The organism is Mesorhizobium sp. CNPSo 4688, assembly GCF_057784295.1.
Genome location: NZ_JBWLUY010000005.1, coordinates 188,660 through 202,577 on the forward strand (window position 1 = coordinate 188,660; position 13,918 = coordinate 202,577).

Annotated in this window: 12 protein-coding genes; 11 read left to right on the forward strand and 1 reads right to left on the reverse strand. The window is 62.9% G+C overall.

Features of this window, described 5'->3' with window-relative positions; genetic code table 11:
- Nucleotide 1 precedes the first annotated feature (1 nt).
- The 11 genes from AC04SH_RS11145 to AC04SH_RS11195 all read left to right on the forward strand — a co-directional run bounded on the left by AC04SH_RS11145 (nucleotide 2) and on the right by AC04SH_RS11195 (nucleotide 12,808).
- Complete coding sequence (locus AC04SH_RS11145; RefSeq protein ID WP_488575051.1) at nucleotides 2–1,390, forward strand: FAD-binding oxidoreductase; 1,389 nt, start codon at nucleotides 2–4, stop codon at nucleotides 1,388–1,390.
- Nucleotides 1,391–1,487: 97 nt separating this feature from the next.
- Complete coding sequence (locus AC04SH_RS11150; RefSeq protein WP_112565444.1) at nucleotides 1,488–1,922, forward strand: EamA family transporter; 435 nt, start codon at nucleotides 1,488–1,490, stop codon at nucleotides 1,920–1,922.
- Nucleotides 1,919–2,926, forward strand: coding sequence for an NAD-dependent epimerase/dehydratase family protein (locus AC04SH_RS11155; protein ID WP_488575052.1), 1,008 nt, complete (start codon nucleotides 1,919–1,921; stop codon nucleotides 2,924–2,926). The genes AC04SH_RS11150 and AC04SH_RS11155 overlap by 4 nt, the downstream gene beginning before the upstream one ends.
- A 68-nt stretch (nucleotides 2,927–2,994) precedes the next feature.
- Nucleotides 2,995–4,425: an aspartate aminotransferase family protein gene (locus AC04SH_RS11160; protein ID WP_488575197.1), complete on the forward strand. Its 1,431-nt coding sequence runs from the start codon at nucleotides 2,995–2,997 to the stop codon at nucleotides 4,423–4,425.
- 15 nt (nucleotides 4,426–4,440) lie between these two features.
- A complete protein-coding gene (locus AC04SH_RS11165) occupies nucleotides 4,441–5,676 on the forward strand; it encodes a hypothetical protein (protein ID WP_488575053.1) in 1,236 nt (411 codons plus the stop codon).
- On the forward strand, nucleotides 5,673–6,428 hold the full coding sequence (locus AC04SH_RS11170; RefSeq protein WP_488575054.1) for an FkbM family methyltransferase: 756 nt from the start codon (nucleotides 5,673–5,675) through the stop codon (nucleotides 6,426–6,428). Before AC04SH_RS11165 ends, AC04SH_RS11170 begins: the two co-directional genes overlap by 4 nt.
- Before the next feature lie 154 nt (nucleotides 6,429–6,582).
- A complete protein-coding gene (locus AC04SH_RS11175) occupies nucleotides 6,583–9,144 on the forward strand; it encodes a GcvT family protein (protein ID WP_488575055.1) in 2,562 nt (853 codons plus the stop codon).
- Between the two features lie 103 nt (nucleotides 9,145–9,247).
- Nucleotides 9,248–10,096: a DUF1194 domain-containing protein gene (locus tag AC04SH_RS11180; protein ID WP_488575056.1), complete on the forward strand. Its 849-nt coding sequence runs from the start codon at nucleotides 9,248–9,250 to the stop codon at nucleotides 10,094–10,096.
- A 103-nt stretch (nucleotides 10,097–10,199) separates the two neighbouring features.
- Entirely contained in the window at nucleotides 10,200–11,150 is a 951-nt protein-coding gene (locus AC04SH_RS11185) for an ABC transporter substrate-binding protein (protein ID WP_488575057.1), read from the forward strand.
- A gap of 90 nt (nucleotides 11,151–11,240) precedes the next feature.
- Nucleotides 11,241–12,014 (forward strand): ABC transporter permease, encoded by a 774-nt coding sequence (locus AC04SH_RS11190; protein ID WP_488575058.1) that lies wholly within the window; start codon nucleotides 11,241–11,243, stop codon nucleotides 12,012–12,014.
- Entirely contained in the window at nucleotides 12,011–12,808 is a 798-nt protein-coding gene (locus AC04SH_RS11195) for an ABC transporter ATP-binding protein (RefSeq protein ID WP_488575059.1), read from the forward strand. The genes AC04SH_RS11190 and AC04SH_RS11195 overlap by 4 nt, the downstream gene beginning before the upstream one ends.
- 15 nt (nucleotides 12,809–12,823) lie before the next feature.
- On the opposite strand, the gene AC04SH_RS11200 is transcribed toward AC04SH_RS11195, so the two are convergent.
- Entirely contained in the window at nucleotides 12,824–13,762 is a 939-nt protein-coding gene (locus tag AC04SH_RS11200) for a GlxA family transcriptional regulator (RefSeq protein WP_352560327.1), read from the reverse strand.
- Nucleotides 13,763–13,918 lie beyond the last annotated feature (156 nt).

The window sequence follows — 13,918 nt, forward strand, 5'->3', positions numbered from 1 at the left end:
CGTGGCGGGCGAACGGTTCCAGAGTTTCGGCCGCGCCACGCCGGCCGCAAAGCGAACCATCGCGGCCGATACGGCTGTCGAGCTGATGAAGAGTGGCAAGGCAAAGGCAAACGGCTTGCTCGCCTACGGCAACGGTCGCTCCTACGGTGATTCCTGTCAGAACGAGGCGGGCGCGGTCGTCGACATGCGGCCGCTGAACCGTATCGGCGCCTTCGACGCCGAGACCGGCCTGCTCGAGGCCGAAGCCGGCGTGCTCCTGTCCGACATCATTGCGCACGCCGCACCCTACGGCTTCTTTCCGGCGGTGGTTCCCGGTACCCAGTTCGTCACCCTTGGCGGCGCCATCGCCAACGACGTCCACGGCAAGAACCATCACCGGCGCGGCACCTTTGGTTGCCATGTCGAATCGCTGACGCTGCTGCGCTCGGACGGGCGGACCTACACCTGCTCGGCAACGGACAATGCCCGGCTGTTTGCGGCGACGATCGGCGGCATGGGGCTGACTGGCCTGATCCTGTCGGCCTCGATCCGGCTGATGCGGGTGCCTTCTCTCGACATCGTCGAGACGGCAGTGCGATTTGCCGACCTCGGTGAATTCTTCGAACTGGCAGAGGCCGCCGACCAGGCCAATGAATATGCCGTCGCCTGGATTGATCAGCTCGCCGGCGGCCATGGCCGCGGGCGCGGCCTGTTGTTGTCAGGCAATCACGCCGAGCATGGTTCGCATGCGGCGTCGCGCGCCGGCTCCCGCCTTTCGGTGCCGATCCAGCCGCTGTTCAACGTCCTCAACCGGCCGTTCCTGACTGCTTTCAACGCCGCCTACCGGTGGAAGAAAGGGCGCTCGGCGGCGCCGCGCCAAACCGGCTATCAGGGCTTCTTCTTTCCGCTGGACGGTGTCGGTGACTGGAACCGGCTCTATGGCCCCAAAGGTCTCTACCAGCACCAGAGCGTGGTGCCGGAACATGCAGCGCGCCAGACCGTGCCGGCGCTGCTCGACGCGGCGCGGCGGGCCGGGCAGGGCTCTTTCCTCACCGTGCTGAAGCGCTTCGGGTCGATCCGCTCGCCGGCACTGCTGTCCTTTCCGCGGCCCGGCTTCACGCTGACGCTCGATTTCCCCAATCGCGGCAGTAGGACGCTGGCACTGCTTGGCGAACTCGACCGCATCACGGTCGCGGCCGGCGGCGCGGTCAATCCCTATAAGGATGCGCGCATGAGTGCGGAGACTTTCGCCGCCTCCTTCCCGGATTGGCAGCTGTTGGAAGCGCTGCGCGACCCGGCGTTCATGTCCAGTTTCTGGCTGCGGACAGCGAAAAAACTGGAGATGCCAAGGGGACGCGTCGAGGCTGCGGAACAGGTACAATTCGAACAAATCATGGTAAATAGATCGTAAATTCCATGGTTTATTCAAAACACTCAAAACATTGTCATGACTTCACGAAATGTTTGCAGGTTAGTAGTAGGATTGTCGCAAGCGGCGGATGGAAAATATGAAATATATCGTCTTTATTCTGTTCACAGTCATGACCAATGCCGCCGCGCAGCTGATGCTGAAGCAAGGCATGATGTCGCTTGGCCCGATTTCGTTCGAAGGCACCAACCCGCTTCTGAAGCTCCTGCAGATCGTCTTCAGCCCATGGGTGTTCCTCGGCCTGTGCACCTTCGTCATCTCGATGGCGTCGCATCTCTATGTGCTGTCGAAGGTCGAGCTCAGCTTTGCCTATCCGTTCCTCAGCCTTGCCTATGTCGCGGTCGCGATCTTCGCCTATTTCATCTTTCGCGAGGACCTCAACGCCTGGCGCATTGCCGGCATCGCCTTCATCTGCGTCGGCACGGTGCTGATCGCGCAAAGCGGGCGCGGGCATGACGACCAGACGGCTTCCATTGACCCCGACAAGATCCAGACAAACGAGATCGTTCGATGAGACATATAATTTTCGGCGGTGACGGCTTCGTCGGCCGTCATCTTGCCCCGAAGCTTGTGGCCGACGGTGAAGAGGTTGTCGTTGCCGACATCGTCAAGAGCGACCTGCCGCATTATCGTTCGGTTCGCTTCGTCACCTGCGATGTGACCGATCCGGCCTCGGTGGCCAAGGTCGGATTGAAGGCCGACGACATGGTCTACAATCTGTCGGCCAAGATGCTGTCGCCGATCCAGGTGCGGGCCAAGCGCCACGACTTCTTCTTCCCGGTGAATTTCCACGGCACCGAACACATCATGCAGGCCATGGGCAAGGCCGGCGCACCGAAGCTCGTCCACTACACCACCGACATGATCTACGGCCACACGGTGACCCAGCCGATGACCGAGGAGCATCCGGTCGCGCCGCTCGGCGAATATGGCTGGTCGAAGCAGAAGACCGAGGAGCTTGCCGCCGAATGGCGCAAGCGCGGCATGTCGATCTCGCTGTTCCGGCCGCGCCTGATCATCGGCCCCGGCCGTCTCGGCATATTGGAAAAACTGTTCAAGCTGATCGACTGGAACCTTCCGGTGCCGATGATCGGTTCAGGCAAGAACCCCTATCAGTTCATTTCTGTTTTCGATTGTGCGGAAGCTGCGCGCGCGGCCTGGAAGGCCGGCGTGCCCAACGAGGCCTATAATCTGGGCTCGCTCAATCCGCCGCCGGTCAGGAAATTGCTCGGCGACCTGATCAAGCACGCCGGGTCGAAATCGTTGCTGATCCCGACGCCGGGCTGGGCGGTCAAGCGCACGCTCGACCTGCTCGATCTCATGAACATGCCGATCATGGATCCCGAACAATATCTGATCGCCGATGAAGAGTGCGTGCTCGACGTGTCCAAGGCCGAGCGCCAGCTCGGCTGGGTGCCGCAATATCGCGACGAGGACATGCTGATCGCCGCCTACAGCGAGTACCGCGCCAAGAAAGACGGCCATGCCGTCACCGCCAATCATGTCCCTGCCGAATAAGATGGGACGACCAGGAGAACTCCGAGATGACCGTCATGGCCAAGCCTGAGCAGACGAACACGCGCACCATGGTCAGCGCGCCGGCGCTGTCGCCCGCCACTATCGCCAAGCCCGAACTGATCAGCGTCGAGCAGGCGAAGTCGATGGATGTCGCGCGCATGACCGACCTGTTCAAGGCGCATCTCAACCCGGGCCAGCTGCACTTCATGAAGCTGCTCGGCTTCCACAAGATCAAGATCGAACGCGCCGAAGGCATGTTCTATATCGACCAGAACGGCCGCAAGATTCTCGACTTCTTCGGCGGCTTCGGTTCGCTGGCCTTCGGCCACAACCATCCGCGCATCCTGGAGGCTCGACGCAAGTTCCAGGAGGAAAGACGCCAGGAAATCGCCATCGCCTTCATGTCGCAATATGCGGCAGCGCTTGCGCACAACATCGCCAAATGCTCGCCCGGCGATCTCGACATGGTGTTTCTGGGCTCGTCCGGCTCGGAGGCGATGGAAGCAGCGGTGAAGCTCGCCGAGCGTGCCGCCGGCCCGAAGCGGCCGAAAATCGTCTATGCCGAGAACTCCTTCCACGGCAAGACCAAGGGCGTGCTCGGCATCACCGACGGCCAGCTCTACCGCGCCGACTTCAAGATGGCCGAGAATACGGTCCGCATCCCGTTCGCCGACATCGAGGCGGTCGAGCGGCTGTTCCGCTCAGACCCGGAGGTCGGCGTCATCGTGCTCGAAACCATCCAGGGCGGCGGCGGCATCATCCAGGCGCCCGCCGAATACTGGCAGAAGCTGCGCGCGCTGTGCGACCAGTATGGCGTGCTGTGGGTGGCCGACGAAGTGCAGTGCGGCTACGGCCGCTCGGGCCGCTTCTACGCCTTCGAACATTACGGCGTGGTGCCCGATGTGACCGCGCTGGCCAAGTCGCTCGGCGCCGGCAAGGCCGCGGTCGGCGCCATGATCGCCCGGCGCGAGGTCTATATGAAGGCCTATGGCACGCCGAAGACGGCGATGATCCACGCCATGGCGACCTTCGGCGGCATGGGCGAGGCCTGCGTCACCGCGATCGAAGGCATCAACGTGCTCTATGACGAGGGGCTGATCGACAACGCCGCCTCGACCGGCGAGTACCTGCTGCAGCGGCTGCAGGCGCTGAAGGACAAATATCCGAAGATCATCAAGGATGTGCGCGGCAAGGGTTTTATGGTCGGGCTCGAATTCCACGACTTCTCGCAGACGTTGCCGATGGTGCTGCGGCCGATCGTCAGCGTGCTCGACGACAAGCTGAAGGGTTCGCTGTCAGGCTTCGTCGGTGCGCTGTTGCTGCGCGACTATGACGTGCTCGTCGCCTTCACCGAATACAACCGCAACGTCATCCGCCTCGAGCCGCCGCTGATCTGCCAGCGCGAGCATGTCGACCGCTTTATCGATGCCTTCGACAGCCTCTTGTCACGCGGCATCGTGTCGATCGTGAAGGATTTCGTCAAAAGCCAAGTCCGTTAAGTCCCGAGCCTGACGATGCTGAGCAAGTCTCCCTCCGCGCAAAACATACTCGACCGGTTGACGGCCGCCGGTCTGGCGTGGGGCGAGGGGACTTATGCGCGGTGGGCGGCGCCGATCGGTGCGATCGCGTTTTCGCTCTACATCCTGCTCACGGCCTTTACCGCCTGGACGATGCCCGACGCCAATTGGGACATGCTGCCCTACCTCGCCATTGCCGAGGAGGGCGCTTACCCCGATGCGCAGGCGCTGCATGATTATGCCTACAGCACGGTCCAGGCCGGTGTGTCGGCCGCCGACTACAAGGCGCTGACCGACGATGGCAGCGGCTTCCGCAGCCATATGGCTGAAAATGCTTCCGACTTCCACTCGCTGCTTGGCATGTACCGGATCAAGTTCCTCTACGCCGAGATGCTGTCGACGATGAGCGCGGTAATGTCGCCGGTGGAGGCGATGCGGCTGCTGCAGGTCGTCTCGGTGCTGCTGTTCGCGATGATCGCGCTGCTCTGGCTGCGAACCGAAGGCGGGCTGGCGCTGGCGCCGGTGGTCGGCGCGGTGCTGATCATGGCCGATTTCGGCGATGCGGCGCGCGCCTCGACGCCGGATCTGTTGTGTTCTGCGCTGTTCCTCGGCGGCCTGCTTGCCTATGTGCGCGGCCGCGAAGTGGCAACGGCGGTGTTGCTCTTCCTCGCCTTCATGGCGCGTCCCGACAACATCGTGTTCCTGGCCATCTTCGCTGTGCTGCTGGTGGTTTTCCGGCAGCGGGCATGGGGGGCGCTGGCCGGCTTTGCCGCGTCCTTTGTCGCCTATTTCGCCATCTCGCACTGGGCCCAGCATCCCGGCTGGTGGCCGCATCTGTGGTTCTCCAGCATCGAGCAGCACTACAATATGGATGGTTTCGAGCCGCCATTTTCGGTGGGCGCGTATCTCAAGGCGTTTGCCGCATCCTTCATTCGCGCTATTGAGCTCAACAGCTGGGTCGGCGTCTCGGTGCTGGCTCTGGCCGGGTGGTTTGCGCTGGCCCGCGCCGGCTTCCGGCTCGATCGCCGCGCCGGCATTCTGCTGGCAGCACTTGTGCTTGGCGTGCTGGCGAAGTTCACCGTCTTTCCGATCCACGACACCCGCATCTATTTCCCCAACCTTTTGCCGCCCTTCCTGCTGCTGGTGGGTCCGGTCATGGCGCTGTGGGCGTCGGCAAACCTGAATGGAAGGCGGCCCATCGCCTTGCACGCCCTTCCCGGAGATAAGCCATGAGTTCTGTATCCGGTCTGGCGCGCATTGCCCTTTCGCTCGGTCTGCCTGCCGGCCTGCTCGACCGTGGGCCGGCGCTGCATGGCACGAAATTCCTGGCCAAGGCGGCGCTGAAGGCGCGCTTTGGTGGCGGGCAACCGTTCCGGATGGTCAATGTCGGCGCTTGCGACGGCGCGCTGTTCGACGACGTCACGCCATGGCTGCATCGCATCCCGCGGGCGCGGGCCGTGCTGGTCGAGCCGATCCCGTACAATCAGAAACGCCTGCGTGCCAACTACCCCGATACCGAACGCTTCGTCATCGAGCCGGTGGCGGTGACCAAAACCAAGGGCACGATCACCGTCCACACTTTCGATGCCGCAGCGCTCGAGGCCGGCACCCTGCCGATCGAGTTCATCGGCTGCTCGTCGGTCACCGACACCAATTTGATGTCGGGCAAGAATGCCTGGGGCGCGGCCGATGCCAATTTCAACAAATTCGCCCCGCATTTCAGGGATATCGAGGTGCCGTCGGAAACGCTGCAGACGCTGCTCGATCGCAACGGCATCACCTACATCGACGCCTTTCTGGTCGATTGCGAGGGCGCCGACTGGATCGTCTTCGAGCAGCTCGACCTCAAGCGTTACCGTCCCGGCATGATCAAGGTCGAGGTCGGCGCGCTGCCCGCCCCGGAAATTGGCCAGGTCGTGGTCAAGCTGAAGACCGCGGGCTACCAGGTCGGGTTCCAGGCCGAGGACATCTGGGCCTTTGCCTGAGATAGATCGCCACTGACGACACGCCGGCGCGCTGGTCGCGCCGCATCTGCGACGTGTCGCAAACAGGCGGTAGCTCCATCCGCGTCGTCTGCATATTGTGCGCCATTCGAACGGGCGCGGACGCGCCCGCTTTATCCCCTTGGAGTCGTGGGCAATGGCAGAGTTTCCGAAACAGGCGAAGGTCGTCATCGTCGGCCTGGGTGGTATTGTCGGCGCATCGATCGCCCATCACCTGATCGAACGCGGCTGGACCGACATTGTCGGCATCGACAAGTCAGGCATCCCCACCGATATCGGCTCGACCGCGCATGCCTCGGACTTCTGCTACACGACGAGCCATGATTTCCTGTCCTGCTGGACGACGCTCTATTCCATCGATTTCTACGAGAAGATGGGCCATTACGCCCGCATCGGGGGCCTCGAAGTGGCGCGTGTCGGCGACGACGGCCGCATGGACGAGATCAAGCGCAAGATCGCTTCGGCCAAATCCTTCGGCACCCGCGCCCGGCTGATCGAGCCGGCCGAGATCAAGGAAAAATTCCCGCTGATCGAAGAGTCCATGGTGCAGGGCGGGCTGTGGGATCCGGATGCCGGCCTGGTCATCCCGCGCTCACAGACGGTCGCCGGCAAGCTGGTCGACCAGGCGGAAGCGTCGGGGAAACTCAAATCCTTCGCCAACACGCCGGCCAAATCCCTCATCGTCGAGGAGGGCCGCATCAAGGGCGTCGTCACCGACCGGGGCACCATCATGGCCGACTATGTCGTGGTCTGCGCCGGCATATGGGGCCGGCTGATCGCCGAAATGGTCGGCGAAGACCTGCCGGTGATGCCGATCGACCATCCGCTGACTTTCTTCGGCCCCTACAATGAGTTTGCCGGCACCGGCAAGGAGATCGGCTGGCCGCTGCTGCGTGACCAGGGCAATTCGGCCTATATGCGCGACACCGGCGATCCCAAGACCGCCGAGGGCGGCCAGATCGAATGGGGCTATTACGAAGAGACCAATCCTCGCCTCTGCCATCCGCGCGACCTCCTGGAAAAGGACCAGGCGCGGCTGTCGCCGTCGCAGCGCGACCTCGACATGGAGCAGATCCTGGCGCCGCTCGAACGTGCCATGGAGCTGACGCCGATCCTCGGCGAACTCGGCTACAATGAAAGCCATTCCTTCAACGGCCTCTTGCAGGTGACCGCCGATGGCGGTCCGTCCATGGGCGAGAGCCAGAAGGTGAGGGGTCTGTGGTATGCCGTCGCCATCTGGGTCAAGGACGGGCCCGGCATGGGCAAGCTCATCGCCGACTGGATGACCGACGGCCGCACCGAGATCGACCATCATGCCATCGACTATGCGCGTTTCTACCCGCACCAGACCAAGGAGCAGTTCATCTGGGATCGCTGCACCGAAACGGCGATGAAGGTCTACAATCCGGCGGTGCATCCGCGCGAGCCGTTCTCCAAGGGCCGCAACATCCGCCGCTCGCCGTTCTGGGAGCGCGAGAAGGAGCTCGGCGGCTACTTCATGGAGCTGGGCGGCTGGGAGCGCGCGCATGGCTACGCCGCCAACCAGCACCTGCTGGAGAAGTATGGCAACCGGGTTCCCGTACGAGAGAACGAATGGGACAACCGCCATTTCTGGCGGGTGTCCAATGCCGAGCACCTGGCGATGAGCGAGGATTGCGGCATCGTCAACCTCTCGCACTTCTCTATGTATGACGTCGAGGGACCCGACCATGTCGCCCTGCTGGAATGGCTGTGCGCGGCCAAGATCGGCGGCGACAACAATATCGGCAAGGGCATCTACACCCACTTCCTCGACGAGGAAGGCATGGTGCGCGCCGACTTCACGGTGATCCGCATGGCCGATCGCTGCCGTCTGATCGACGGCGCCGACGCCGGCCCGCGCGACTTCCGCTACATGCAACGCACCGCGCAGGACAAAGGTTTTGATGTCACCATCACCGACGTGACGGAGAAGTTTGTCACCATCGGCATCTGGGGTCCGAATGCCCGCACGACGCTGCAGAAGGTGGTCGAGAATCCGGACGGCCTGTCGCTCGAGAACTTCCCGTTCGCGGCGATCAAGCCGGTCAGAATCGGCGGCAAGGATGTCACGGCCTTCCGCATCTCCTATGTCGGCGAGCAGGGTTGGGAATTGCATATGCGCTACGAGGACGGTCTCGCCGTCTGGGATGCGCTGCGCTCGACCGGGGTTATGCCGTTCGGCGTCGAGACCTATGCCAACACGCGCCGTATGGAAAAGAGCCTGCGGCTGCAGAACGCCGACCTCCTGACCGAGTACAATCTGCTCGAAGCCGATCTCGCGCGTCCAAAGGTCAAGGAGAACGATTTCTGCGGCAAGGCGAAGCATGTCGAATACCGGGCTCGTGAACACCAGCCGGCGATCCTGTGCACGCTGGTGATGACCGAGAACGTCGATTCCAAAGGCGTCGCCCGCTATCCCGTCGGCACCATGCCGGTGATGGATCCGAAGACCGGCGAGACGTTGGTCGATGAACTCGGCCGCCGCTCCTTCACCACCTCCGTTGCCTATGGCCCGACCATCGGCAAGAACATCGCGCTCGCCTATTTGCCTTGGGCCTGTGCCCAGGAAGGCCGCAAGCTCAGTGTCGAGTATTTTGGCGAGACCTATCCCGTCGAGGTTGCTGGCGTCGGCTACAAGCCGCTCTACGATCCGGAGAATTTGAAGCCGAGAAGTTGAGCCGGCAAGAAGACAACCGCAATCGCGGAAGCATGAATGCAAAGCCCGGCTCACGGCCGGGCTTTTCACTTTGTCAGCAGCCGATTCTCGCTTACCTTGGGGCATGTCTGCTTTTTCCCACGCAAGACATTTCCTTTCAGGCAGCGCCGCGCTGGCGCTGGTGCTCTGGCTGACGCTGTCGGTTGAGGCCGCCGAGCCGGTCGATGTCGAGCTGGTGCTGGCCGTCGATGTGTCGCTGTCGATGTCGCCCACCGAACTCGAAATCCAGCGCCACGGCTATGCCGCGGCGCTAACCCACGACAATGTGCTGCAAGCCATAGCCGATGGCGCCTATGGCAAGGTCGCCGTCACCTATGTCGAATGGGCGGGAGCGACCACGCAACAGGTCGTCGTGCCGTGGACGGTGATCGCCAGCCGGGCCGACGCCGAGCGAGTGGCGGCGCAGCTTTCCGCCCATCCGCCGGCCAGCGCCCGGCGCACCTCGATTTCCGGCGCGCTCGAATTCGGCAGCGATCTTTTTGCCGAAAGCGGCTTCCAGGGGACAAAGCGCGTCATCGATATTTCCGGCGATGGCCCCAACAACCAGGGCGCGCCCGTCGACATCACCCGCGACGCGGTGGTCAAGCAAGGCATAATCATCAATGGACTGCCGCTGATGACGCGCGGCGGTGGGTTTGGTGGCGCCTATGACGTCAACAATCTCGACCGCTACTACAGCGACTGTGTTATCGGCGGGCCCGGATCCTTCATGATCCCGGTCAATGACTGGACGCAGTTTCCCGAAGCCATTCGCCGCAAGCTGGTGCTGGAGCTGGCCGGCCCCGCTTCGCCGCAATGGGCCCGAGAGGAAGCCACTCATCCGCCGGTGGTGCTGGCGCAGGACCGGCCGACTGACTGCCAGGTCGGCGAAAAAATGTGGCGCGACCGCAGCTGGATGTTCGACGCGCGCTAGACTAGACCTTTGGCCCATGCCGCAATGCAGCATCAGTTTCATTGACAAGCCCATGGGCGTCTGTGACACAATTCCCCATCCGAAAAAAACAAGGGGAACTGACATGAACAGGACCATCGTCTTTGCTGCGGCATTGGCGCTTGCAGCGGGATTGTCCGCTCCGGCCAAGGCCGCCACGTTGGTGACCATCGGCATCAGCGGCTGGACCGGGTTTGCGCCGCTGACGCTTGCCAAGCAGGCCAGCATATTCGAGAAGCATGGCCTCGACGTGACCTTGAAGAAGGTGCCGCAGGCCAGCCGGCCGCTTGCCATCGCCAGCGGCGACCTGCAATGCGCCGCCACCACGGTCGAGACCTGGCTGGTCTGGAACGCCAGCGGCGTCACCACCAAACAGATATTCCAGCTCGACAAATCCTATGGCGCCGACGGCGTTGTCGTGCGCAACGACATCAAGACCGTCGCTGACCTCAAGGGCAAGAATGTCGCGTCCTCGGCGCCGGGCACGTCCCCCTATTTCATGCTGGCCTGGGTGCTGAACAAGAACGGGCTGTCGACCAAGGACGTGACCGTAGTCAACCTGGAGCCGGATGCGGCCGCACAAGCCTTCCTCGCCGGCCAGAACGATGCGGCGGTCACCTACGAGCCGTTCATCTCGGCGGTGCGTGACAGGGCTGACCAGGGCCATATATTGGCGACCACGCTCGACTATCCGATGGTGCTCGACACGGTCGGCTGCACGCCCGAATTCCTCACCGCCAATCCCGACGCCGCCAAGGCGCTCGCCGACAGCTATTTCGAGGCACTCGACCTGATCAAGAGCGATCCGCAGAAATCCTACGAGATCATGGGTGCCGACGTAAAACAGTCGGCCAAGGAGTTCGAGGATTCGGCGAAATATCTGAAGTGGGCCGACAAGGCAGAGAACAAGCAGTTCTTCACCAAGGAATTCCAGGACTTTTCCAAAACCGCCGGCGAACTGCTCCTGCAGATGGGGCTGATCAAGGAAGCGCCAGATGTCGCCACGCTGGCCGACACCAGCGCGGTATCGAACTGACGGGCTCGCCTTTGACCATCAGGCGGCGGCGCTTGGCGCCGCCTCCTCCTCCTGGACAAGTGGTGATTTGAAGATGCGGACGATCTGACGATGCGCCCCTTGCATCCGGTGTCGCCGGGCATTCGAACCGTGCTCGGCATTTCCTTCTTCGTGCTGTTCGTCGCCTTCTGGGCGTGGATCACGCTTGGCGGCCACGTCAACCGCATCTTCCTCGCCGATCCGCTGTCAATGCTGCGGGATGGCTGGCGGCTGCTGGTCGAAGACCGTTTCTGGCTCGACATTTTGATTACCATCTGGAGGGTCTTCGGCGGCTTTGTGCTGGCGTCGATCATCGCCGTGCCGATCGGCATCGCCATGGGCGCCTGGAAGCCGGTGGAGGCGTTCCTGGAACCGTTCGTCTCCTTCGCCCGCTATCTGCCGGCCTCGGCCTTCATTCCGCTGTTGATCCTGTGGGCGGGCATTGGCGAGCTGGAAAAGCTGTTGGTCATCTTCGTCGGTTCGGTGTTCCAGATCATCCTGATCGTCGCGGTCAAGGTCGGCTCGACGCGGCGCGACCTGGTCGAAGCCGCCTCTACGCTGGGCTCGACCAACAATGGCATCGTCAAACGGGTGATCATGCCGGCCAATGCGCCGGAGATCGCCGAGACGCTGCGGCTGGTGCTTGGCTGGGCCTGGACCTATGTCATCGTCGCAGAGCTGATCGGTTCGTCCTCAGGCATCGGCTATATGATCATCAACAGTCAGTCGCGGCTGGCGACGGGCCAGATCATCTTCGGCATCATCGTCATCGGGCTGATCGGGCTGTTGTCCGACTTCGCCTTCAAGGCGTTCAACCGCTGGCTCTTCCCCTGGAGCCTGGCATGAGCAAGCTTTTGATCGAAGGCGTCTCGCGCACATTCGCCGGCGTGCGCGGCGCGCAGCCGGTCAAGGCGCTGATGCCGGTCGATCTGACGGTCGCCGCCAACGACTTCATCACCATTCTCGGGCCGTCGGGCTGCGGAAAGTCGACGCTGCTCAGGATTGTCGCCGGCCTCGAGGCGCCGAGCGAAGGCCGCGTGTTGCTCGACGGCAAGGCGGTGACGCGGCCGGGACCGGATCGCGGCATGGTCTTCCAGTCCTACACGCTGTTTCCGTGGCTGACGGTGGCGCAGAATATCGCCTTCGGCCTGCGCGAACGCGGCATGGCCGGAAAGGAGCGGGACGGGATCGTTGCCTCCTATGTCGATCTCGTCGGGCTCAAGGGCTTCGAGAACCATTGGCCAAAGCAGCTTTCCGGCGGCATGCAGCAGCGTACGGCAATCGCCCGGGCGCTGGCCAACGATCCCGAGATCCTGTTGCTCGACGAGCCGTTCGGCGCGCTCGACAACCAGACCCGCGGGCTGATGCAGGAGCTTTTGCTCGGCATCTGGGAACGGCGCAAGAAGACGGTGCTATTTGTCACTCACGACATCGAGGAGGCGATCTTCATGGCCTCGCGGGTGATCGTGATGAGCGCGCGGCCGGGGCGCATCAAGTCGGATGTCGCCATCGACCTGCCGCACCCACGCCACTACACGCTGAAGACCAGCCCGGAGTTCTCGGCGCTGAAGGCGCGGCTGACCGAAGATATTCGCGTCGAGGCGATGCGGACGGCACAGGCGCAGCCGGCCGAGGCTTGATCTGAAGCGTTCGGTTCAGGCGGCCAGCAATTGCTTGCGGTCGACGCGCTCCTGCTGCGGTGAGCGGGCGTAGAGCTCGCGATAGCATTTGGAGAAATGCGAGGCCGAGACGAAGCCGCAAGCGACCGCCACCTCGACCACCGGCATCGACGACTGGATCAGCAGATGCCTGGCGCGGTCGAGGCGGATCTCGAGATAGTAGCGGGCAGGGGACCTGCCCATCTCGGTACGGAACAGGCGCTCGATCTGGCGGCGCGACAGGTCGACATGGTCGGCAATCTCGATCAGCGACAGCGGCTCGGAGAGGTTGCCTTCCATCAGTTCGATGATGGTCAGCACCTTGGAGTTCTGTACGCCGAGGCGGGCGCGCAACGGCAAGCGCTGGCGGTCGGTCGGGCTGCGCACGCGGTCGGTCAGCACCTGCTCGCAGACGCGGTTGACCAGATTGTCGTCAAAGTCGTCGCCGATCAGCTTCAGCATCATGTCCAATGCTGCTGTGCCGCCGGCGCAGGTGTAGATGTTCTGGTCGATTTCGAATAGGTCGGCAAAGACGTTGGCCTTCGGGAAGGCCTCGGAAAAGCCCGGCAGGTTTTCCCAATGGATGGCGCAGCGCTTGTTGGAGAGCAGGCCGGCGGCGGCAAGGATATGCGCGCCGGTGCACAGGCCGCCGACGGCGACGCCTCTGTTATACTCCTCGCGCAGCCAGGCGAAGGCCGACCTGTTCTGGTAGCGCTCGACATTCACGCCGCTGCAGACAATGGCCATATTCGGCCGGTCCGGTCCGGCCATTTTCTTGCGCTCTTCCTCGAGCGAGGTGTTGACCGCGCATTCGACGCCGTTGGAGGCGCGCACCGGCTTGCCGTCGATGCTGGCGAGGCGCCAGCGATAGGCCTCATAGCCAAGCATGCGGTTGGCCGAGCGCAGCGGGTCGAGCGCCGTCGCAAAGGCGATCATGGTGAAGTCGGGGACGAGGAAGAATACAAACGATCGCTTGATCGGATGCTTTACGGCGTTCAAGGGAACCTCACGCAGCCATGGCGCGAACAGGATGTCGCGAACAGCATAGCGTCATCAGGAAAAACCATTCCTGTCAATCGGCTAGGCGGCTAA